Origin of the sequence: Comamonas sp. 7D-2, assembly GCF_022749555.1 — a bacterium.
Taxonomy (GTDB): domain Bacteria; phylum Pseudomonadota; class Gammaproteobacteria; order Burkholderiales; family Burkholderiaceae_C; genus Comamonas; species Comamonas thiooxydans.
This window is the reverse complement of record NZ_CP094238.1, coordinates 286563-308379: the sequence shown is the minus strand read 5'-3', so window position 1 is coordinate 308379 and position 21817 is coordinate 286563. Positions and strand designations below refer to the sequence as shown.

General features: G+C 63.1%; 24 protein-coding genes. 13 read left to right on the top strand and 11 right to left on the bottom strand.

Annotation, left to right across the window (positions count from 1 at the left end):
• Positions 1 to 24 precede the first annotated feature (24 nt).
• The 4 genes from MPZ60_RS01355 to serA form a co-directional block, all read right to left on the bottom strand.
• Positions 25 to 363: a YegP family protein gene (locus tag MPZ60_RS01355; RefSeq protein ID WP_034357874.1), complete on the bottom strand. Its 339-nt coding sequence runs from the start codon at positions 361 to 363 to the stop codon at positions 25 to 27.
• A gap of 122 nt (positions 364 to 485) precedes the next feature.
• Complete coding sequence (locus tag MPZ60_RS01350) at positions 486 to 1298, bottom strand: hypothetical protein (protein ID WP_034357871.1); 813 nt, start codon at positions 1296 to 1298, stop codon at positions 486 to 488.
• Positions 1295 to 3295 (bottom strand): OPT family oligopeptide transporter, encoded by a 2001-nt coding sequence (locus tag MPZ60_RS01345; RefSeq protein ID WP_034357868.1) that lies wholly within the window; start codon positions 3293 to 3295, stop codon positions 1295 to 1297. The genes MPZ60_RS01350 and MPZ60_RS01345 overlap by 4 nt, the downstream gene beginning before the upstream one ends.
• Before the next feature lie 157 nt (positions 3296 to 3452).
• Positions 3453 to 4682 carry a phosphoglycerate dehydrogenase gene (gene serA / locus MPZ60_RS01340; RefSeq protein ID WP_034357918.1) on the bottom strand — a complete coding sequence of 410 codons (1230 nt, stop codon included), beginning with the start codon at positions 4680 to 4682 and terminating at the stop codon, positions 3453 to 3455.
• A 276-nt stretch (positions 4683 to 4958) separates the two neighbouring features.
• On the opposite strand from serA, the gene MPZ60_RS01335 reads away from it, so the two are divergent.
• The 5 genes from MPZ60_RS01335 to MPZ60_RS01315 all read left to right on the top strand — a co-directional run bounded on the left by MPZ60_RS01335 (position 4959) and on the right by MPZ60_RS01315 (position 8677).
• Positions 4959 to 5996, top strand: a complete 1038-nt coding sequence (locus MPZ60_RS01335) for a hypothetical protein (protein ID WP_034357916.1) — start codon at positions 4959 to 4961, stop codon at positions 5994 to 5996.
• Positions 5997 to 6096: 100 nt separating this feature from the next.
• Entirely contained in the window at positions 6097 to 6672 is a 576-nt protein-coding gene (locus tag MPZ60_RS01330; protein WP_034357865.1) for a nitroreductase family protein, read from the top strand.
• A gap of 134 nt (positions 6673 to 6806) precedes the next feature.
• The gene (locus MPZ60_RS01325) at positions 6807 to 7928 is read left to right on the top strand and encodes an HPP family protein (protein WP_242607060.1); all 1122 of its coding nucleotides are present in this window, start codon (positions 6807 to 6809) and stop codon (positions 7926 to 7928) included.
• 90 nt (positions 7929 to 8018) lie between these two features.
• Positions 8019 to 8237, top strand: a complete 219-nt coding sequence (locus tag MPZ60_RS01320; protein WP_003070377.1) for a hypothetical protein — start codon at positions 8019 to 8021, stop codon at positions 8235 to 8237.
• An 86-nt stretch (positions 8238 to 8323) separates the two neighbouring features.
• Positions 8324 to 8677: a hypothetical protein gene (locus MPZ60_RS01315; RefSeq protein WP_003070374.1), complete on the top strand. Its 354-nt coding sequence runs from the start codon at positions 8324 to 8326 to the stop codon at positions 8675 to 8677.
• An 11-nt stretch (positions 8678 to 8688) separates the two neighbouring features.
• Here the strand turns inward: MPZ60_RS01315 and MPZ60_RS01310 are convergent, their stop codons facing one another.
• Complete coding sequence (locus MPZ60_RS01310) at positions 8689 to 9360, bottom strand: hypothetical protein (RefSeq protein WP_034357858.1); 672 nt, start codon at positions 9358 to 9360, stop codon at positions 8689 to 8691.
• Positions 9361 to 9368: 8 nt separating this feature from the next.
• A complete protein-coding gene (gene pyrE / locus MPZ60_RS01305; RefSeq protein ID WP_045839220.1) occupies positions 9369 to 10070 on the bottom strand; it encodes an orotate phosphoribosyltransferase in 702 nt (233 codons plus the stop codon).
• Positions 10071 to 10080: 10 nt separating this feature from the next.
• Between pyrE and MPZ60_RS01300 the strand changes: the two genes are divergently transcribed.
• On the top strand, positions 10081 to 10884 hold the full coding sequence (locus MPZ60_RS01300) for an exodeoxyribonuclease III (protein WP_034357855.1): 804 nt from the start codon (positions 10081 to 10083) through the stop codon (positions 10882 to 10884).
• A gap of 211 nt (positions 10885 to 11095) precedes the next feature.
• A complete protein-coding gene (gene azu, locus MPZ60_RS01295) occupies positions 11096 to 11551 on the top strand; it encodes an azurin (protein WP_003070364.1) in 456 nt (151 codons plus the stop codon).
• 168 nt (positions 11552 to 11719) lie between these two features.
• Here azu and MPZ60_RS01290 read toward each other — a convergent pair whose 3' ends face one another.
• Positions 11720 to 12175 (bottom strand): Lrp/AsnC family transcriptional regulator, encoded by a 456-nt coding sequence (locus tag MPZ60_RS01290; RefSeq protein ID WP_003070362.1) that lies wholly within the window; start codon positions 12173 to 12175, stop codon positions 11720 to 11722.
• A 105-nt stretch (positions 12176 to 12280) separates the two neighbouring features.
• Between MPZ60_RS01290 and MPZ60_RS01285 the strand changes: the two genes are divergently transcribed.
• Complete coding sequence (locus MPZ60_RS01285) at positions 12281 to 12907, top strand: LysE family translocator (RefSeq protein WP_034357851.1); 627 nt, start codon at positions 12281 to 12283, stop codon at positions 12905 to 12907.
• 138 nt (positions 12908 to 13045) lie between these two features.
• Here MPZ60_RS01285 and pntB read toward each other — a convergent pair whose 3' ends face one another.
• Together pntB and MPZ60_RS01275 are read right to left on the bottom strand one after the other, a co-directional pair.
• On the bottom strand, positions 13046 to 14461 hold the full coding sequence (gene pntB, locus MPZ60_RS01280; protein WP_003070358.1) for a Re/Si-specific NAD(P)(+) transhydrogenase subunit beta: 1416 nt from the start codon (positions 14459 to 14461) through the stop codon (positions 13046 to 13048).
• Positions 14462 to 14488: 27 nt separating this feature from the next.
• Positions 14489 to 16132, bottom strand: a complete 1644-nt coding sequence (locus MPZ60_RS01275) for a Re/Si-specific NAD(P)(+) transhydrogenase subunit alpha (RefSeq protein WP_231905970.1) — start codon at positions 16130 to 16132, stop codon at positions 14489 to 14491.
• Between the two features lie 341 nt (positions 16133 to 16473).
• On the opposite strand from MPZ60_RS01275, the gene MPZ60_RS01270 reads away from it, so the two are divergent.
• From MPZ60_RS01270 to MPZ60_RS01260, 3 genes are all read left to right on the top strand, one after another.
• Positions 16474 to 17112, top strand: coding sequence for an MBL fold metallo-hydrolase (locus MPZ60_RS01270; RefSeq protein ID WP_034357848.1), 639 nt, complete (start codon positions 16474 to 16476; stop codon positions 17110 to 17112).
• A 92-nt stretch (positions 17113 to 17204) separates the two neighbouring features.
• Entirely contained in the window at positions 17205 to 17687 is a 483-nt protein-coding gene (locus tag MPZ60_RS01265; RefSeq protein WP_242607059.1) for a hypothetical protein, read from the top strand.
• Positions 17688 to 17812: 125 nt separating this feature from the next.
• Positions 17813 to 18898, top strand: coding sequence for a hypothetical protein (locus tag MPZ60_RS01260; RefSeq protein ID WP_034357845.1), 1086 nt, complete (start codon positions 17813 to 17815; stop codon positions 18896 to 18898).
• Here the strand turns inward: MPZ60_RS01260 and MPZ60_RS01255 are convergent.
• Both MPZ60_RS01255 and MPZ60_RS01250 read right to left on the bottom strand, forming a co-directional pair.
• Positions 18895 to 19566, bottom strand: coding sequence for a pseudouridine synthase (locus MPZ60_RS01255; protein ID WP_034357842.1), 672 nt, complete (start codon positions 19564 to 19566; stop codon positions 18895 to 18897). The two genes, MPZ60_RS01260 and MPZ60_RS01255, sit on opposite strands and share 4 nt — an antisense overlap.
• 49 nt (positions 19567 to 19615) lie before the next feature.
• Positions 19616 to 20530, bottom strand: coding sequence for a LysR family transcriptional regulator (locus MPZ60_RS01250; RefSeq protein ID WP_034357839.1), 915 nt, complete (start codon positions 20528 to 20530; stop codon positions 19616 to 19618).
• A 76-nt stretch (positions 20531 to 20606) separates the two neighbouring features.
• On the opposite strand from MPZ60_RS01250, the gene MPZ60_RS01245 reads away from it, so the two are divergent.
• Together MPZ60_RS01245 and MPZ60_RS01240 are read left to right on the top strand one after the other, a co-directional pair.
• On the top strand, positions 20607 to 21083 hold the full coding sequence (locus MPZ60_RS01245) for a CidA/LrgA family protein (RefSeq protein ID WP_034357837.1): 477 nt from the start codon (positions 20607 to 20609) through the stop codon (positions 21081 to 21083).
• A gap of 3 nt (positions 21084 to 21086) precedes the next feature.
• On the top strand, positions 21087 to 21782 hold the full coding sequence (locus MPZ60_RS01240; protein ID WP_003059524.1) for an LrgB family protein: 696 nt from the start codon (positions 21087 to 21089) through the stop codon (positions 21780 to 21782).
• The last annotated feature ends 35 nt before the right edge of the window (positions 21783 to 21817 follow it).

Here is a 21817-nt window from a genome sequence, read left to right as displayed (position 1 = left end):
CAGCAGGAGCTGTCCGGCGATGCGTTAAGTGCCCGTCAAATCCTTGACGACCGTCGTCGCGCCGTTTTTCCTGACGGACTCGATGCCCGCATCGCGCGAGGCCGCCGAGGCATAGAGCTGGCTTGTGCCGATAACCTGATGGTTGGCCGCCTTGAGGTTGAAATGCTCCTTGCCGTTGCTGGCGGTCTTTTTCTCATAGCGCTCGGCCAGCGGGCTGTTGGTCTGCACCGAGGCAATGCCACTCTCGGCCGCCGCCCGTGCCTTGTACAGCTCGCTGGTGAGGATGATCTCGCCATTGCCGGCCTTCAGCACAAACCGGAACTGCCCATCGCTGCTCTTGCTCAACTCGAAATGACCTGCCATTGGTTTCTCCTTCAGTTGCAAAAAGCGGCCTGCGCCGCGGGGGTAGCCCGCACACTATAAAACCATCACCGCTGAAACCGGGCATCCCATGGCCGGCTCCGGCGGTGATGAATCCAGCCTTGTCAGCTTTTCATGGCGCTTTCATAGGGCGGCTGATCCAGCCCCATGCCTTCGGCCAGATTCTCGGCATAGCCCAGCATCAGCGTACGCCGAGATAGCAGCACAGACGCCAGCTGTACCCAGCCCGCATGTTCCCGCACCTCGCCCTGCCCCTGGCCGTAGAGCATGCGCAAATCCTCTATCAGCCGATCGACCAGCACCGCATCGGGCAGGCTGCTGCGCACAAACCCCATCCATGCGGCGCCCATGCCGAAGAAGCGATAGCCATATTGCACCGCAAGATGGCGGATGACAGCGTGGTTCTGAAAACTGTCCCAGTCCGCGCTGAAATAGCCATTTGGCTGGCCCGCAATCATGAGCTCGTCGCTGGGCACGGGCAGACGCTGGACATAGACCACCTCGTCGAGCAGCACCTCGGGACTGCCGTTGGCCTGCAGCAGGGCATCTACATCCTCGGCCGCCAGCAGCAGCGTGCCGCAGACCTGCACCAGCTCGGGCCGCTGCAGCTGCGCCACCCGGTGCTGCAGCGAAGCCAGCGCCAGGGCCTGCTCCTGCGCCGGGTCGTCCCAGTCCATGTCCTCGGGGTCATCCAGATACAGGCGCTCATCCTGGCTCGCATGGCCGCTGGTGTAGCTGCACTGGCTCACATCGTCCAGCGTGCAGAGGTAGCGATGTGCAGGGTCGGCGGCACGCAGCGCGTCCAGCCGCTCCAGCACCTCGTCCAGCGTCTTGAACTCCTGCAGCCACTCATGGGCGAAGCCGAAGTTGCCCCGGCGATATTCGGCCTGTTCCCCGTCGAATCTTCCTGTCTTCATTTGCGCAGCACCCGGCGATAAAAGAACACACACAGGCCCACGAAATAGGCCAGGCCCAGCCACATGGCGGGCGCAAAGCCTTCGCCGACCAGGGCCAGCGGCGCATCCTTGCCGCTGAAGCCTATGAGTGCCGCAATCAACAGGCCCATCAGGCTCTCGCCCACGATGAGGCCGGAGGCCAGCAGCAGGCCGCGCTCCTCGGCCGCCGCCGTCCAGTCCTTGCCGCCGCGCTGCGCATAGGCCTTGATGGCTCTGGCAATGCACCAGCCCAGCACCGCGCCTATGGTCAGCGTCAGGCCTATGGTGGGCGGGAGATAGATGCCCAGGCCCACGGCCAGCGGCGGCAGCGCACCCTTGCCGCTCTTGCGCAGGGTCAGATCGATCAGGATGACGACAATGCCCACGGCCACGCCCAGACCCAGCATGCTCCAGTCCAGCGAGCCCTTGAAGATGCCGCTGGCAATCTGCATCATCAGCGTGGCTTGCGGCGCGGCCAGGGCCTGATTCGGGTCCATGCCGGCACGCGGCATGCTGCCGGCAAAACCGTAGGCGTTGTAGAGCAGATCCAGCACGGGCGGTATGACCAGCGCGCCCACAAGGCAGCCGATGATGAGCACGATCTGCTGACGCCAGGGCGTGGCCCCCACCAGATAGCCGGTCTTGAGATCCTGCAGGTTGTCGTTGGAGATCGCAGCCATGGCCAGAACGGCCGAAACCATGAACAGCACCAGCGCAATGCCCATCTGCCCAGCGACGGCGCTGGCATAGGCCGGCACCAGGGCATGCAGCGCCAGCAGGGCCACGCCCATGAGCAGGGTGGCGATGATGCCGATGCCAGAGATGGGACTGGCCGACGAGCCCACCAGACCGGCCATATAGCCGCAGGCCGCCGCCACCAGAAAGCCGAACAGGGCCGCGAACAGCACGCACAGGGCCGCCAGGCCGTAGCGTGCGCCAGCGGCCAGATCGGGCATATGCCCGGCGATGAAGTCATTGACCACCAGGAACAGCACGCCCAGGGCGGCGGCTCCTATCGTCAGCATCCAGCTGCGCGGCATGTCCTTGTCGGTTTCGTCGCCACCGCCGCCCTCGGCGACGCTGCGTGCAGGCTGGTTGCGAATCGCCTGGACAATGGGCTTGGCCAGCGTGGCCACGGTCCACAGCGCCGAGATGCCGATGACGCCCGCCCCCAGAAAGCGGGCCTTGCTGCCCCAGAGCTGGGTGGACAGCTCGGAGAGCGCCTGGCCGGCCGCAGGAGAAGCCTGGGCCGTCAGCCAGGGCACGACCACGCCCCAGCACAGCGCCAGCCCCGCAAGCACGGCAATGCCTGCGGCCGCCCCCATCAGATAGCCGGCAGCCAGCAGGGCGGGCGAAAAGCCTGCCGCCACGCGAAAGGCCACGCTGCCTGCGGGAATCCAGAAATTGAAGGCATCGCCAAGCAGACGCAAACCGCCGCTGAAAAAGCCGAACAGCGCGGCCAGCCCCGTGCCCCAGCCCAGCTCGCGCAAGCCCGAACTGCGTGGCTTGCCCTGGTTCTCCGGATCGTGAAGATGGCGCTGCTCATCGCCTACGCGCAACACCTCGGCAGCGGCCACGCCCTCGGGATAGGGCAGCTCGGACTGCACCACCAGCACGCGGCGCAGGGGCACGGTGTAGAGCACGCCCAGCGTGCCGCCGGCCGCGCAGATCAATGCCGTCTGCCAGAACGGGAAACCCGTCCACAGCCCCAGCATGAGCAACGCCGGCAGCACAAAGATGACCGAAGACAAGGTGCCGGCCGCGGAGGCCTGGGTCTGCACCAGATTGTTTTCAAGGATGTTGGAATCCTTGAAGCGATAGAGCAGCGCCATGGAGATCACGGCGGCGGGAATCGCCGAGGCAAAGGTCAACCCGACCTTGAGCCCCAGATAGACGTTGGCGGCGGTGAACGCCAGGGTGATGAGCGCGCCAAGCAGCACGCCACGAAAGGTGAACTCTCTCTTGATTGGTGTATTCATTGTGCAAGCGGGAGGGTCTGTAACGGCACAAGCCTAGCATCAGCGGCGCGCAACACCATGTCCGCCGCGCCCCTTCGGGCCAGCTCCTGGCATCGCCAATGGCCGGTCCATGAAAAAAGGAGACCAGGGTCTCCTTTTCCGTTCAGCTGCCAAGGCTTCAGAACAGCACGCGGCAGCGGATGGTGCCCGCAATCTGCGCGAGCTTTTCCAGCGCCAGCGCCGAGGACTTGGCATCGATATCGATCACCACATAGCCCACTTTTTCATCGGTACGCAGGTACTGACCTGCGATATTGATGCCGTTGTCGGCAAACACCTGGTTGATGGCAGAGAGAATGCCGGGACGATTCTCGTGCACATGCAGGATGCGATTGTTGCCGGGGTGCTCGGGCAGCGCCACTTCGGGGAAGTTGACGGCCGATGTGGTTGTGCCATTGTCGCTGTACTTGACCAGCTTTTCCGCCACTTCCAGACCGATATTGGCCTGCGCCTCCATGGTGGAGCCGCCGATATGCGGCGTGAGGATGACGTTGTCCATGCCACGCAGCGGCGACAGGAATTCGTCCTTGTTGCTCTTGGGCTCCTTGGGAAAGACGTCGATGGCCGCGCCCAGCAGCTTGCCGCTTTGCAGCGATTCCGCCAGCGCCTCGATATCGACCACCGTGCCGCGCGATGCATTGATGAGAATGCTGCCGGGCTTCATGGCGGCAATCTGCGCCGCTCCCATCATGCCGTTGGTGGAGGCCAGCTCGGGCACATGCAGGGTGACGATGTCGGACTGGGCCAGCAGCTCGTTGAGACCGCTGCTCTGCTGGGCATTGCCCAGCGGCAGCTTGGTCACCACGTCGTGGAAGATGACCTTCATGCCCAGGCCTTCGGCCAGCACCGACAGCTGAGTGCCGATGGAGCCATAGCCGACGATGCCCAGCGTCTTGCCGCGGATCTCGAAGGAATTCTCCGCGCTCTTCTTCCAGCCGCCGCGGTGGGAGACGGCATTCTTTTCGGGGATGCCGCGCAGCAGCAAAATGGCTTCGCCCAGCACCAGCTCCGCCACCGAACGGGTGTTGGAGTAAGGCGCATTGAAGACCACCACTCCGCGCTCGCGCGCTGCGTTGAGATCCACCTGGTTGGTGCCGATGCAAAAGCAGCCCACGGCCACCAGCTTCTGCGCGGCCGCGAACACATCGGCCGTGAGCTGGGTGCGCGAGCGGATGCCGACAAAGTGCACATCGGCAATCTTGCGCTTGAGCTCCTCGCCGTCCAGCGCGCCGGTCAGTGCCTCCACATTGGTGTAGCCCGCGTCATGCAGCACCTTGAGCGCGGAGGGATGTATGCCCTCGAGCAGCAAAAACTTGATCTTCGATTTATCCAGCGACGTCTTACCCATGATCCAGCCTCGATCCATCAAAACTCCATTACAGCGGTTTCGTAATTCCGTTACAGGATCTGGGTGCATCGCCCCTTCATGAAGTGAAGAGGAGCAGCACCGGCGTCCCCGGCCCAAAAACGAGCGCTGGGCGGGACGGAAGCGTGCATTTGTCGACTCAGCTGTAACAAATTACGACTTTCCGATTCGCTTCCTACAATCGCGATCATTCACGCGCTTCCAATTTCATAGTTGAAAGTGCAGACCACTCAAGCTTTTTACAAGGATTTGCTGCCTATGCTGACCCTCTTGCGCCGCGCAGAAGATTTGCTGATTCAAGTTCTGCGTCTTGTCTTGCTCGCCTTTTCCATCTTTGTGCTGTTTGGCATGGGCCACTGGATCTGGGACCACTACAAGCCCAAGAAGCCCGATACCGCCACTGCCGGCGCAACGGCGCTGAACTGGAAGGATGCGCCCTACGACCTCAAGTACATGGAAGAAGAGACCGGTCGCGACCTGAGCGTACTCGGCAACGCCGTGCCCATGGAAAAGCGTCTGGCCGACCCCGCCCTGCGTCCGGATTTCCGCAAGGCCGACGGCCTGCTGCGTGGCTTCATCTACCGGGACACGGCTGCGCGCAAACGCGTAGAAACGGAAAACAGCAGCCAGGGGCTGGATCCCATCCACCCCCTGCTCAAGGGCGATGCCCTGCCCTCGGCCGACGATGTCAACCGCCAGATCAAGATGCGCGAGGCACGTGAAAACTCCTGCTGCGACAAGGAGGCTGCCGACGCGGCCGCAGCCGAAGTGGATGCCGCCTGGACGGCTCGCCGCATCTCGCTGACCCGCGAGGACCGCATGGCCCGTGCCGCCGCAGATGCTGCAGCCGATGCAGCGATTGCGGCAGCCGCCGAGGCTTCGGGCGAAGACGCCATGCTGATGGATCCGGTGAACCTGGCCTCCGAAATCAACGACCGTGCCCAGGCCGCCGAGATGGAGCATGGCGAGGGCTCGTATGCGGCCTACATCAAGGGGCTGCCCGTAGCGCTGGAGAAGGTGCTGGGCAACGAAAGCCTGACTAAGAAGCTGCAGCAGCAGTCCGCCCCGCAGATCGTCAACACCTTGCTGACCAACTACACACTGTCGTTCGACCGCACGGCCGCCAAGCTGCGCGGCGACAACCCCGATGAGGAAAAGTGGGAGTTTCTGGGCATGGACACGGCTTTTGCCACGCTGCTGATTTCCTGCCTGGTGATGGTGATGATGGCGCTGGTGATGTTCCGCATGGAGCGCCATTTGCGCGGTATCGGCGCGCAATCGGGTCAGAAGTCCTGATTTTCCGGCTCCGGCACAAAGGCCGGAGCTTGCGCTATGGTTTCGGGCCCGCCTCTGTACAGTAGGCGGGCCCTTTTCTTTTCAGTTCAGCGATATCACCATGAGCACCACCCGTAGCAGTACCGTCCCCGTCCACACGCAATTCATCGAGCGCATGTCGCCGCGCGCCTTTGTGCCTGAAGCACTGAGCGCTGCCCAGATCGAGCAGCTGGTGGAAGCCGCCCGCTGGGCGCCTTCGGCCAGCAACAAGCAGCCCTGGCACTTTGCCTACGCCCTGCGCGATGACGCGAACTGGCAGGCGTTCTCGCAGATCCCCAACGAAGCCAACCGCCGCTGGTGCCTGAATGGCGGCGCGCTGATCGTGCTGCTGTCGGACAGGCAGGCTTCCGCCGCCAAGCACAGCTTCGACGCGGGCTGCGCCTGGGGCTATCTGGCGCTGCAGGCCCATGCCATGGGTCTGGCCACCCACGCCATGGGCGGCTTCTCTGCCGATGAAGCCCGCAAGGTGCTGAACCTGCCCGAGCATCTGGTGCCCGAATGCGTGATCGCCGTGGGCCGCCGCGCCGATGCAGCCACTCTGCCCGACGATCTGCGCGAGCGCGAGCAGCCCTCGGGCCGCAAGCAGCTGGCCGAAATGCTGAGTGCCGGAGCCGTTCAAGCCGCCGCAACCGCCTGAAGCGGTGCCAATCCCGCCAAAGCTCCACAACTCACCCTGTGGAGCTTTTTTTGACAGAATTGCCGCATTAATCAATACAACATTGCGGGAGCAGCTATCAAATTTGCGCCCCGTAGCCTGAGCCTATGTCCGTCATGCAAACAATGTGGCAGCGCCTGGGGCCGGTGGCCTCGCGCCCTTCTTGGAAAGAGCTGATCCGCGCCAGCATCGGCGCAGGCCTGGGTCTGGCGCTGGCCGGCATTCTGGTGGGGCTGGTCGAGCATTTCTTTCCCAACACCCTGTTCCTGTTCGCACCGCTGGGCGCCACCGCCGTGCTGGTCTTCGCCGTGCCCAGCAGCCCGCTGGCCCAGCCCTGGAACTGTGTCGTCGGCAACACCGTGCCTGCGCTCTATACCTTGCTGCTGCTCTGGGCGTTTCCCACGCTGTCCCAGACCTCGCTGGCCGCGCTGGCCGTGGCAGGAGCCATTGCCCTGATGCTGCTGCTGCGTGCCCTGCACCCGCCGGGTGGCGCCGTGGCCTTGCTGACGGTACTGGCTGCGGCCCAGATGGCGCCACTGGGCTGGCATCTGCTGATTCCCATGGCCGTGCTCTCAGGCGTCCTTGCAGCAGTCGGAGTGCTCTACCACCGCGCCTGCGGCCGTCCCTACCTGCACCAGCCGCATCAAGCGGCCAAGACCCAGCGCCCCACCACGCGCCTGGCGCTGAGCGAGCAGGATCTGGAGCAGCTGTTGCAGCGCTTCGAGCAAAGCTACAACCTGACACCCGAGGATCTGGGCGAGCTGCTGGCCGCCGCCGAGGAGGAAGCCATCAAGCGCCGGCTGTCCAGCGTGAACTGCGGCACCGTCATGTCCGCCAAGCTCCTGACCGTGAGCCCTCAGACTCCGCTCGAAGAGGTCGCCGAGCTGTTTCACCGCCATCTGATCAAAAGCCTTCCCGTGGTCGATGCGCAAGGTGAGCTGATTGGCCGCGTGCTGCGCGCCGACCTGTTCGACTGGCTCTGGCAGGATCACCGCGCGCGCCTGCAGCAAAACCTCTGGCAGCGCCTGCGCAGCCGGCCATCCAAGGTGCAATCCGTAGCCCAGGAACTGATGCGCGCACCAGAGATGAGCGTGCAGGAAGACACACCCATGGGCGATCTGCTGCACGAGCTGGCATCGCACAGCGTGCAGTTCATTGCCGTGCTGCGAGGCAAGACCCTGGTCGGCGTCATCACGCGCTCCGACGTGATTCGCACCTTGCTCTCCATCAATCAATAGCCATGCGGGCAAAGGCCCTCTTGCCTGACCTGGGCTGCTGGATAAACTATGGGCAGTACTGGTTTGATTGCCCGAAAAGGAGTTGCTGCCATGGACGCCGTGTTCACCCCAAACCTCGACAAGCTGCGCAACATCGTGCAAAGCTTTGGAGCCAGTTCCTTTACCGCGACACAGGTGGCCACGGAATATGAAGGCAGCACTGCCAGCAGCGAAATCACCAAGACCTTCGAAGAGCTGCTCGCCCACCACGCCACCGTGCTGGGCATTCAGTCCGTGCCGGGCCACCATGTGGTCTGGCGCGCAAACTGAGCCGCTGACAAGCCCCTTCATGCATGCCCACTTCGGTGGGCATTTTCTTTTTCATCCAGGGATCAACTGGGCTAAAGTGCGGCGCCATGTCGCTGATTCCTCTTTCGTTGTGGATGCCGCTGTCCGTTGCGGCCTGCGTGCTGCTGGTACTGGCCGCCGTGGGCTGGCTATGGCGTACCGCCCTGCGCATCCCCGCAGGCAGCCGTGACGGCCGCAATATGCGCAGCATGGCCGCCATTGCCAGCGCAGGCCTGCTGCTATGGCTGGCCTATGGCTTGTTCAAGGGTTATGGGGCGCTGTGGCAAGCCGATGCGCTGATGCTCATGGCTCAGGCACCGTTGCTGGTGCAGATGCCCTTGATCATCGCCGGAGTGGCCTGGATTGCGACCCTGCTGCTGGGTCGGGTCATGGCCATGCACAAAGACGGCCACGAAGACTGAAGGCACAGCCGTCAGTGCGAGCGCGTTGCGGCCGGCTGCAGATCAGCCCATAGTTTGCGCAGCTGCTGCAGCTCGGCATCGAAGCGCTGGTTGATGCGCTGCTTTTCCTCTTCCTGCTGCTTGATGAAGCGCTGCTGCTCGGCCTGAGATTCCGTGTTGTCGTCCAGCTGGCGGCGCAGATTGGCGGGAGCCTTCTTCGGGTCGTTCTGATAGAACTCCAGCTCGGTATTGAGCTTGCGGCGGCGTTCCTTGAGATCGACCTGGCGCTGCTGGGCCACGCCGATCACATCGTTGACCTGGGCAATGGCCTCGGCTCTGGCGGCGTCATGCACGCCCTGATTGGGGAAGCGCGCCAGCATCGCGCGGTCACGCGAGCGCTCCTCACGCAGGCGTTGCTGCTCGGCCTGGTCCTGGCGGCGCTTGGCCTCCTGTGCACTGCGCTCCTGATCGGTCAGCGTGGGGCCCACGCGGCGCAACTCGACGCCCGTGGTACCAAGCACACGCTGCTCGCGATCGACGCAGGAGGCAATAGGTCTGTCGGCCGTGATGCGCCGCCCATTGGCATCCGTGCAGGCGTAGATACCGCCGCTATTGGCTGGGGCCTGGGCTTGAGCCGGCATGGCGCCTGCCCAGACGGTAGCTACCACATACAAACTCAGTTTTGCATGCAAGGCCTGCTTCATTTGCGTGTTTATTCCTTGTCTTCAACACCATAACGCTGACGGTAGGCCAGCACGCGCTCATGATGCTCGCGGCCGGCATCCCCGCCCTGCTGCTCGAGATAAAGCAACAGATCTGCCAGCTTGGCAATCGCACAGACCTGCATGCCCAGTTGATTGCGCACATATTGCACGGCGCTGTGCGGCACGTCCTGGCCATTCTCTGTCGCCATTTCCTGACGATCCAGAGCGATAGCCACGGCATGCGGCTCGGCACCGGCCGCCTTGATGATAGCAATCGACTCGCGCGCGGCCGTACCGGCCGACATCACGTCGTCAATGATGAGCACGCGGCCCTTGAGGGGAGCGCCCACCAAAGTACCGCCTTCACCGTGGTCCTTGGCTTCCTTGCGGTTGTAGGCAAAGGGTACGTTCTTGCCCTGCCGCGCCAGTTCCACCGCAACCGTGGCTGCCAAAGGGATGCCCTTGTAGGCAGGCCCGAAGACCATATCAAACTCCATGCCGCTGGCCAGAATGGCTTTTGCATAGAATTCGGAAAGACGGGCCATCTTGGCGCCATCGTCGAACAGGCCGGCATTGAAGAAGTACGGGCTGATGCGCCCGGCCTTGGTCTTGAATTCACCAAAACGCAGCACGCCCGCATCGACGGCAAACTGCACAAAATCCTGCGCCAGACGGTCTGCACCGCCCATTGGCTTCTCACTCACCACCATGGATTCATCCTTGTTCAAATTAACCAGCCTCAACCTCAACGGTATCCGCTCTGCCACGACCAAAGGCGCCGAAGCCTGGATCGAAGCCACTGCGCCGGATTGTATTTGCGTCCAGGAAATCAAGGCCCAGGCTTCGGATATGGCCGGGCGCTTCGAGGTGTTGGCCGGCATGAAGGGCTACTTCCACTTTGCCGAGAAGAAGGGCTATTCGGGCGTGGGCGTCTATACCCGCCACGAGCCCAGCGATGTGGTCGTGGGCTTCGATATCGAAGAGTTCGACGCCGAGGGCCGCTATGTCGAAACCCGCTTCGACACGCCAGGCCGCAAGTTCTCCGTCATCAGCGCCTACTTTCCCAGCGGCAGCTCGGGCGAGTTGCGCCAGGAGGCCAAGTTCCGCTTTCTCGCCAAGATGCACAGCCACCTGATGCACCTCAAGGCCGAGCGCGACTTCGTGCTCTGCGGCGATATCAATATCGCGCACCAGAAGGAAGACCTGAAGAACTGGCGCGGCAACCAGAAAAACAGCGGCTTCCTGCCCGAAGAGCGCGACTGGATGAGCAAGTTGCTGCACAAGACCGAGGCCAGCGGCGGTCTGGTCGACGTCTATCGTCAGCTTCAGCCCGACACCACGGATGCCTGCTACACATGGTGGAGCAATCGGGGCCAGGCCTATGCCAACAACGTGGGATGGCGACTGGACTACCACCTGGCCACACCGGCGATCGCGGCCCTGGCGCGAACCGAGTCCATCTACAAGGGCGAGAAGTTCTCGGACCACGCGCCCATCACCATTGGTTACGACATGGCGATCTGAAGCGCGCAAGCAACGCCGGCAGCGACCTGCAAGGCAGTGAACGCACGCATGCTCGGCGAATTGAGTTAGCGCAAGGTGCAACAGTACAACCCATGCGAGCATGAGTTGTACTGAGCCGGCTGGGCAGGTTTCCGAAAGAATGAACTGCGGAACCTGGAGGGCGACAAGGCCACAGCGGTTCCCGTTTCGCTTTTAGGAAAAGGAATAGCCAATGAAGAAGATCCTGATGACCCTGGCCCTGTGTGCAGTCGGTGCCCTGAGCGCACCCGCCATGGCGGCAGGCTGCGAAGCCGTCGTTGAAAGCAACGATGCCATGCAGTTCAATGTCAAAAGCATCGATGTGCCCAAGTCCTGCAAGAAGTTCAGCGTGACTCTCAAGCATGTGGGCAAGATGCCCAAGACCGCCATGGGCCACAACATCGTGGTCAGCACCGCTGCCGACATGCAGGCCGTGATCACCGATGGCATGGCCGCTGGTGCTGGCGCCGACTATGTGAAGGCCGGCGATGCACGCGTGCTGGCTCACTCCAAGGTGATCGGTGGCGGCGAGACTACCAAGTTCGACATCGATGCGAGCAAGCTCAAGGCTGGCACTGACTATGCCTTCTTCTGTTCCTTCCCCGGTCACTCGGCCCTCATGAAGGGCTCGCTCAAGCTGGGCTCCTGAGCTCCAATGCTCCCGATTCAGGAGCATCAAGTGCTTTACAAATATAGCTTCTGAATTGATTTCAAATCAAAAGCATTGATAGTAAAGCGCCAAAAGCTCCTAAATAAGGAGCGCCATCGGCAACACCAAAGCGCCTGTGATTCACGTCACGGGCGCTTTTTTCATGGCTTATTCCATCGCAGACGTCAGCGGCCTGTTGCTCACCACATGCTTCATCACCAGCGTGGAAGTCATGCGCAGCACGCCGGGCAGCCGGGTCAGCTGCTCGTCATAAAGCCGCTGGTAGGCAGGCAGATCGCGCACCACGACCTGCAGCAGATAGTCGGGATCACCGAACAGGCGCTGGGCCTGCACCACATTGTCGAGCCGGGCCACGGCGTCCTCGAACGCAGGCACGGACTTGCTGTCCTTGAGCGTGACAAAGACCAGGGACGAGAAATCCAGCCCCAGCGCCGCGGGGTCCAGCTCGGCGCGGTAGCCGCGAATCACGCCCGATTCCTCCAGCGCACGCACACGCCGGTGGCAGGGCGACAGGCTCAGGCCCACCTGCTCGGCCAGCTCGGTCACCGTGAGGCGGCCATTGTTTTCGAGCGCAGCAAGAATTTTTCGATCCAGCGAGTTCACGAGGCAGTTTCTTCCAATTTCAAGCCGATAGGCGGCGAATATTGAGAGCACATTCTCTCTCCTCTTCCATATTCTCTCGGCATCAACGCTTTTCGAGGGAATTTCGTGTCCTACGCCGCCTTGACCGCCTTCTGGGCCGTCTCCTTTCTTCTGGTGCTCACGCCCGGGGCCGACTGGGCCTATGTGATCTCGGCCGGTCTGCGTGGCCGGCGGCTGGTGCTGCCCGCCACGCTGGGCCTGGCCTGCGGCGCGCTGCTGGCCACGCTGGCCGTGGCTGCGGGCGTGGGCGCCCTGGTGGCGCGCAACCCGGCCCTGCTCACCGCCTTGACTGCCACCGGCGCGCTCTACCTGGCCTGGATGGGCGTGGGCCTGTGGCGCAGCCCGGCAGCCATAGGCAGCGCCGGCGACGCCGAGAGCGGCACGCGCTGGCACTGGACGGTCAAGGGAGCCAGCGTCAGCGGCCTCAACCCCAAGCAGCTGTTGCTGTTGCTGGCCTTGCTGCCGCAGTTTGTGCGGCCTGCCGAGAGCTGGCCGGTGTTTGCGCAAATCATGGCTCTGGGCGCGGTCCATGCAGCCAGTTGCGCCGTGGTCTACTTCGGCGTGGGCTGGAGCTCCCAAAGCGTGCTGCGCTCGCGGCCTGCCGCCGCGCTTGCCGTCTCGCGCCTGTCTGGCACGCTGATGCTGGTGATTGCCGCCGTGCTGCTCGGTGAAATCGCCGTTCAGCATCTCTGACAGCAAAAATGCCTGCGGCCGAAAACCGCAGGCATTTCAAGAACAGGCATATGCCACAACCCGGGACACCGGGCTCCCGCATTGCAAAGCAAGGCGGCAGAGGGGGCAGAGCGCCTCAGCAGAGGCCACTCCATCTCATCAGCTCTTCAGTGCCCCCAGCACCTCGTCCAGCATCTTCTTGGCATCGCCAAACAGCATGCGGTTGTTGTCCTTGTAGAACAGCGGATTGTCCACGCCCGCATAACCGGAGGCCATGGAGCGCTTCATCACGATGGAAGTCTTGGCCTTCCAGACTTCCAGCACCGGCATGCCGGCGATGGGGCTCTCGGGATCGTCCTGGGCTGCCGGATTGACGATGTCGTTCGCGCCGATGACGATGGCCACGTCGGTCTCGGGGAAGTCTTCGTTGATCTCGTCCATCTCCATCACGATGTCGTAAGGCACCTTGGCCTCGGCCAGCAGCACGTTCATGTGGCCGGGCATGCGGCCCGCCACCGGGTGGATGGCAAAGCGCACATCCACACCCTGCTCGCGCAGGGTCCGGGTGATTTCATTGACGGTGTGCTGGGCCTGGGCCACGGCCATGCCGTAGCCGGGCACGATGATGGCGCTCTTGGCTTCGCGCAGCATCTCGGCGGTCTCGGCTGCACTGACGGGCGCCACTTCGCCCTGGGGCTCGGCAGCCGCAGAAGCATCGCCTTTCTTGGCGGGAGCGCCGGAGCCGAAGCCGCCCGCAATCACGCTGATGAAGTTGCGGTTCATGGCCTGGCACATGATGTAGCTCAGGATCGCACCCGAGGAGCCCACCAGCGCGCCGGTGACGATCAACAGGTCATTGCCCAGCATGAAGCCGGTCGCCGCAGCCGCCCAGCCCGAGTAGCTGTTGAGCATGGACACCACCACGGGCATGTCGGCTCCACCAATGGCCATGACCATGTGCACGCCGAACAGCAGCGCAATGACGCTCATCACGATCAGCGGCAACATGCCGTCAGCCACGGTTTGGGCATGCAGAAACTCGCGCCCGAACCAGATCACCACCAGCAGCGCGAGCAGATTGAGCCAGTGGCGTGCGGGCAGCAGCAGCGGCTTGCCGCCTATCCTGCCGTTGAGCTTGCCGAAGGCTATCAGCGAGCCCGAGAAGGTGACGGCACCGATCAGGATGCCCACGTAGATTTCCACCTCGTGAATGGCTTTTTCTGCGCCGGCGAGCTCGATGGAGGTATCGACATAGCTGGCAAAGCCCACCAGACAGGCGGCCAGGCCGACCAGGCTGTGCATGAGGGCGACCAGCTCGGGCATCTGGGTCATCTTGACGACCTTGGCCGCATACAGGCCGATACCGCCACCGACCACCAGCGCGCCGACGATCCAGGCGATGCCGCCGGCATCGACGCGCGGGCCGAACACGGTGGCCAGCACGGCCAGCGCCATGCCGACCATGCCGAACAGATTGCCGCGGCGCGAGGTTTCGGGGTTGGACAGGCCACCGAGGCTGAGGATGAACAAAATGGCAGCCCCCAGATAGGCCACCGTTGCGAGACTTTGGGACATGATGTTTCTCTCTTGTGCTCGTTCTTCTTATTTGCGGAACATGGCCAGCATGCGACGTGTCACGGCAAAGCCGCCAAACATATTGATGGCAGTCAGCACAAGCGCTGCAAAGGCCAGCCAACGAATCAAGTCATCAGGGCGAGCGGTACCCGCCGTTCCCGGCGGTGCAATCTGCACCAGAGCGCCAATGGCGATGATGCTGGAGATGGCGTTGGTCACGCTCATCAGCGGCGTGTGCAAGGCCGGTGTCACATTCCACACCACCATGTAGCCGATGAAGCAGGCCAGCACGAACACCGTGAAGTGGCCCAGGAAGGCCGCCGGCGCGTAGGCACCGATGAACCAGAAGGCCAGGGCGGCAATCGCAAAAATAATGGCCAAGGTCTTGGCAGGCAGCGGGCCGGCAGCGCCATGGCCATGACCGCTTTTCTTCTGTTCCACCACAGCCGCGGCCGGTTTGGGGGCTGGCTTGGGTGCCTGGGCAAGGGGCGGGGCAGGCCAGGTGATTTCGCCGTCCTTGACCACGGTCAGGCCGCGAATCGCATCGTCTTCCATATTCACCACGGCGACGCCATCCTTGGCCTTGCACAGCTCTTCCGTCAGGCGCAGCAGGTTGGTGGCGTACAGCGTGGACGACTGCTTGGCCAGGCGCGATGCGAGGTCGGTGTAGCCGATGATGGTCACGCCGTGGCGCACCACAGCCTCGTTGGGAACGGTCAGCTCGCAGTTGCCGCCCTGCTCGGCCGCCATGTCGACGATCACGCTGCCGGGCTTCATGCTCTGCACCATCTCGGCCGTGATCAGCTTGGGCGCCGGTTTGCCGGGGATCAGCGCGGTGGTGATGATGATGTCGGCCTCCCTGGCCTGCTGGGCATACATCTGGCGCTGCGCAGCCTGGAAGCCCTCGCTCATCACCTTGGCATAGCCGCCGCCGCCAGCACCGTCCTCTTCGTAGTCGACCTTGACGAACTCACCGCCCAGCGATGTGACCTGATCGGCCACTTCGGCGCGCGTGTCGTTGGCGCGCACGATGGCGCCCAGATTGGCGGCCGTGCCAATGGCCGACAGACCGGCCACACCTGCGCCGGCAATGAAGACCTTGGCTGGCGGCACCTTGCCTGCGGCCGTGATCTGGCCGTTGAAATAGCGGCCGAAGGCGTTGGCGGCCTCGATCACGGCGCGGTAACCCGAAACACCGGCCATGGAGGTCAGTGCATCCATCTTCTGCGCGCGGCTCAATGTCCGGGGCAGCGAGTCGATCGCCAGCACCGTCACCTTCCTGGCAGCCAGTTGCTGCATCAGGTCGGGATTCTGGGCCGGCCAGATGAAGTCGATCAGGATCTGGCCTTCGCGCATCAGCGCGACTTCTTGCGGGGTGGGCGGGCGCACCTTGAAGATGATGTCGGCGGCAGCCCAGACCGCCGCAGCGTTGGGCAGCACCTCGGCACCCACTGCGCGATAAGCGTCATCGCTGAAGTTGGCGGCATCGCCGGCGCCCGATTCGATGGCGACCGAAAAACCCAACTTGATGAGTTTTTCAACCACATCGGGCACGGTGGCCACGCGCTTTTCCAGCGGGAAGGTTTCCCGTGGGATGCCGATGCGTTGGGCGTTGCCACGCTGGGCGTCACTACGCTGGGCGTCGGTCGGCGGGTTGGAAGAGGTAGACATGAGGAGTCTCCTGGAGTTTAAAAACTGGTTCCCTTCAGGCCGACCCGCCCCCCAACCATTCCTACCGCAGGAGGAACTTGCTTGCATGGGCATTGGCACGGCCTGAACGATCTTGAAACTGTGTCGGGGCGCCTCCCATGAAGCGAATGCCCGCTGCCTTGCAGCACAAATACGTTTTAGCAGCCCGCACCAAAATGGGGCACTCGCATCCATGCTAGCTCAAATGAGGGATGACGCCAGAATCTGAGCGGGCATTTTTGATGCGCGTGTCATGCCGTGTCATGCTTGCGGGGTTCGCAGCCCGCGAGACTACGCAAACGCCCGAAAAATACAAGTCACCCATGTTGCAATATCACACTGTCCCCGTCACAGCCTTTCAACAGAACTGCTCTCTCGTCTGGTGCGACCAGACCATGGATGCGGCCGTCATCGACCCCGGCGGAGATATCGAGCAGATCGAGTGGGAGGTGGAACGCCTGGGCCTGAATCTCAAGGCCATCTGGATCACCCACGCCCATATCGACCACGCGGGCGGCACCAGCGAGCTGGCGGCCAAGTACGAGCTACCCATCATTGGCCCGCATGAGGGCGACCAGTTCTGGATCGACGGTCTACCCCAGCAGGGCGCCATGTTCGGCTTTCCCCATTCCGAGCCTTTTGTGCCCACGCGCTGGCTGCATGACGGCGACACCGTGAGCATCGGCCAGGAAACGCTGAACGTGCGCCACTGCCCAGGTCACACGCCCGGCCATGTGGTCTTCCACTCACCGCAGATCGACCGCGCCTTTGTCGGCGATGTGCTGTTTGCCGGCAGCATAGGCCGCACGGACTTCCCGCAGGGCAATCATCAGCAGCTGATCGACTCCATCGTTCAGCGCCTGTGGCCCATGGGTGACCAGACGATCTTCATCCCCGGGCATGGCCCGGAAAGCAGCTTTGGCCGCGAGCGCAAGCTGAACCCCTATGTCAGCGGGACCTGAAGCCTGACGGCCGAAGCTTGCGGAATCAGGTCTTCCGTAGCAGCATGCGCCTGTCACGCCTTGTGACATCACATCTATTGGAGGGAGTTCGTATGCGCAATTTATGGAAAATTTGCCTGGCTTCAGCCCTGGTCAGCAGCTCATGGGCGAGCCTTGCTCAGGCACCGGCAGCGGCGCCTGCCGCACCGGCCGCCAAAACAGCCCCCATGCCCGTCAAGCCGGCGGTAGAACCCGCAGCAAAGGCTGCGCCGGCCCCTGCTGCTGCCAAGGCGGACATGCAGACCTTTGTCTGCAAGGATGGCTCCACCATGAGCGCGGCGTCCTCCAAGGGAGCTTGCTCGGGCCGCAAGGGCATTGATCAGCAGGCCACTGCCAAGGCTGCTGCAGGCGCCAAGCCGGCCTCGACCGCCGCACCTGGCGGCGGTGCAGGCAAGGTCTGGGCCAATGAGGACAGCAAGATCTACCACTGCCACGGCACCCGCTTTTACGGCACCACCAAGAACGGCAAGTACATGAGCGAGGCCGATGCCAAGGCCGCCGGCATGCATGGCGCCAACAACAAGAGCTGCAGCTGAACCTGTAGCATCAAACCATCGCGCTGACCTGCGATTGCAGGCAGCGCGATTTTTCATTCACAACAGGCTAGATTGCTTGTCCATCAAACACAAGCAGCTATCAATTCAAAAGGACAATCGCGGGCATGAGCTGGCTGGTCGGACTGGGTATCTTGCTGATGGCAGCCTTGCTGCTATGGGCTTTTTCGGCGCTGTTCATCAGCATGCTCGCCGGCCTGGCGGTCAGCGCCCTGCTCTGGCAACCGCTGCGCTGGTGGCGCCGCAGGCAGTTGCTGCGCGAGCTGGAGCAGAACCCGGCTCTCGATGTCCAGCAGCAGGCCCCTTGCGCCCTGTTTTATCTGCTGTCCGCAGCCGTGGTTCTGCTGGGATGCGCCGCCGCACTGGCCACCCTGATTCATCTGCCCGACAGCCTTTACTCGCCCGAGCTGCTTTCTCTGATCTGTGGTCTGGTATTTGCCATCAGTCTTGCCACCCTCATCAAACTGAGCGGCAATCTAGTCAGCCTGGGTGAGGAGGCCGCTGCCGCTGCCAAGATCAGGGCCGCCTGGTCGCTGGCGGCGGGCATTGTGCCCATGCTGTCCCTGATCACCCTGATTTTCTTCGTACCGCATACGGCGGGCTGGATGGTCTGGCGCGAGCAATGGCGGGGCTATGACAGCACGCAATTGCGCATCCCCCTGAAGCACAACGATGCCGAGCACCAGCAGGCCTTGTTGCAGTTGGTCCGCCCGATGCTGGAGCAAGGCAGCCGCATCCTGAGTCACCGAGCCCGCTCGCGCAGCGGCGGCAGCTATACCCTGAGCGCCGCCCTGCCCGCACGCTATCGTTTTCATGAGGATGCGCTGGAGTTGCAACTGGCGGGCCTGATGCCGCAGGAGCAACTCAACATGCATCTGCAAGCCCTGATTTCCGTGGTGGAAGGAGAGGCCAGCAGCCTGCCTCTGGCCTATGCCCAATGTCAACCGTCCCCCGATTGGTTGGGCAGACAGCGCTTTTTCGGGCGTGGCCAGCAAGCCATGCAATCGCTGCGCGAATGCGTGCGGACTCGCCAATCCGAGCTGGCGACCGCTCTTCGATTGCTGCGGGGCAATCTACAGGAGGTGCAAGTGGGCTGGATTCGCTTTCGCCCCTGGCCGGCTCTGCCGCGCTGGCAGGCAGCAGCCCTGCCGGAAGATGAAGATGAGCTGCAGCGGCTCGATACTTTGCGCTAGGAACCACTGAGCGGCAACACATCCAGCCACTGGCCGGGCTCCAGCCCTTCAATCGAATAAGGCCCCACGGCCATGCGCACCAGCCTCAGCGTGGGGTGGCCGACGGCTGCCGTCATGCGGCGCACCTGGCGGTTCCTGCCCTCGCGGATGATGAGCTCGATCCAGCAATCGGGAATGTTCTGGCGCACGCGAATCGGCGGGTTGCGCGGCCACATCAGAGGCTGGGGTTCTATCAGGCGGGCCTTGGCGGGCAGTGTCTTGCCGTCGCTCAATTCCACGCCGTCGCGCAGGCGCTGCAAAGCGGCCTCGTCAGGCATGCCTTCGACCTGCACCCAGTAGGTCTTCTCCATCTTGTGGCGCGGATCGGCAATGCGGGCCTGCAACTGGCCGTCATTGGTCAGCAGCAGCAAGCCTTCACTGTCGGCATCGAGCCTGCCCGCCACATAGACACCAGGCACATCGATCCAGTCCTTGAGGCCCTGCCATTTGCCCTCGGGCGTGAACTGGCTGAGCACTCCATAAGGCTTGTGAAAGCACAGCAGACGCGTGACTTCAGGCCGGGGCGCGGGCTGGCGCACCACGGTGCTGCGGCGCAAGTTGCTGGAGCGATTGGAAGAGAACGGGCGGGGCATGGCAACAAGCTTAGCAACAAAGACCTGGACTAGCATCAAGCATCAAAAAGCCTTGTATCGCTTACTGGACAATGGAAAACAGCTATCAGTTTTGAAAATCCGGAACAGCAGCACCGAGGAGCGGCTGTGGATACACCTCACGCACGCAGTTCAGCCAGGCCTGGGCCGCACGCGACAGGTAGCCGGGCCGCCACATCAGCGCCACATCCCAGGGGATCTCGGGCTCCACCAGCGGGCGGCTGGCCACACGCAGCGGGTCATAGCGGGCGATGACATGCTCGAACATCACAGCCACGCCCACCTGGGCCGCGACCAGATGGCCTATGAAATCCCAGTAGCGCGTCTGCAGCTTGACCTGTGGCGTGAAGCCAGCCGCCTCGCATTGCTGCAGCACATGCTCGTGCAGAGCAAAGTCCGAGGTGTAGAGCACAAACGGCAGGTCGCGCAGATCCCTCCAGCGCATGGGTTGGCCCGGATCTGCCACCTGCCGGGCGGGCAGCACCACGCGCGTCTTCTGGCGCGCCACGGTGTAGCGCTCCAGCGCCGGATCGGGGGCCGCGAACAAGCCCAGCGCCATGTCCAGCTTGCCTTCCTGAATCAGTTGGTACTGGGCACGCGCCCCCTGCTCGTTGACCTGCAGGTTCACACCCGGATAGCGCTGCTGGAACAGCGCGATCACCGGCGCCATGTAATGGCCCGTGGTGGGCATGATGCCCAGGGACAGCTCGCCGCGCGTGATGTGGTCGACCTCGGCCACCTGGCGGCGCAGCAGCTGGGCCTGCTCGAGAATCTCCATCCCGCGGTCATAGACCACCTGGCCGGCATCGGTGAGCTGCACGCCCCGCCCCTCGCGCAGCAGCAGGCGGCCACCGAATTCATCTTCCAGCGCCTTGACCATCTTGCTGATGGTGGGCTGGGTCACATGCAGGGTGTCGGCCGCGCGGGTGAAGCCGTTCTGGCGCACAACCTCGATGAAATAGCGCAGGGCGCGCAAGTCCATGACAATTCCTTTTACGCATGGAAAAAATGAAAATAAGTCATTTTATGAATATAGGTAAAAACCCTAGAATTCACCCATGTCACAGATTACGGAAGCTGTCGCTCCTCGCGCCCAGGGCGGCAGCCATTCTTTCGCCCAGACACTCTGGCCACTGCTCAAGGCCGTGCTGCAAGTGTGCCTGCTCAGCGCCATCTGGATTGCCATGGATGTGCTGCGCCAGCATTTCGGCTGGAGCATGCCCGCCGGCCTGATCGGTTTCGGCCTGCTGGCCGTGGGCCTTTTTTCGGGCCTGGTCAAGGCACGCTGGCTGCAAAGCGGCACCAACTGGCTGCTGGCCGAGATGCTGCTGTTCTTCGTGCCCGCCATGCTGGTGGTCACCGAATACCCCGATCTGATCCGCCATCAGGGCTTGCGCATTCTGGCCGTCATCGTGGCCAGCACAGCCTGCGTGATGGCCGTGACCGCACTGGCAGTCGATCGTGTCTACCGCTTCGAGCTGTGGCTGGCAAGGCGCAAGTCCAGCCGCGATACCTCTGCCCTGGATGAGGAGTAAGCCATGCTGTCGAATGAAGTCATCGGCCTGCTGTCGCTGCTGGCCACCGTGGCCTGCTACTGGGTCAACAAGCGCCTGTATCGCAAGCATCCCCACCCGTTGCTGATGCCCATAGTCGCCACTCCCATGGTGCTGATCGGCCTGTCGCTGCTGACCCATGTCAGCTACCCGCAGTACATCGCCCAGACACACTGGCTGGTCTGGCTGCTGGGCCCCACCACGGTGGCATTTGCACTGCCTCTGTACGAGAACCGCAAGCTTCTGCGCAAGCACTGGATGTCGATTGCCACCGGCGTGGTTGTGGCCAGCCTGGTGTCCATCTCCACCACCATTGCGTTTGCCGATATGTTCGGCCTGTCCGAGGCGCTGCAAAAAGGCCTGGCCGTGCGCAGCATCACGACACCGTTTGCGATCGAGGCCGAGAAAGTGCTGGGTGGCCCCACCGATCTGGCGGCGCTGTTCGTGCTGTTGACCGGTGTCAGTGCCATGCTGCTGGGCGAGACCGTGCTGCGTGTGCTGCCCCGCATCCGCAGCAAGCTGGCCACGGGCGCCAGCTGGGGCGGAGCCGCCCATGGCAGCGGCGTGGCCAGGGCGCGCCAGGCCGGCGAGGTGCAGGCCGTGATGGCATCGCTGGTGATGATGATTGCCGGTGCCGTCAACGTGCTGGCAGCTCCCTGGGTGCGGACACTGTTTTTCTGACCCCCTGAGGCACCGGGTGCCTGCGCCACTCCCGC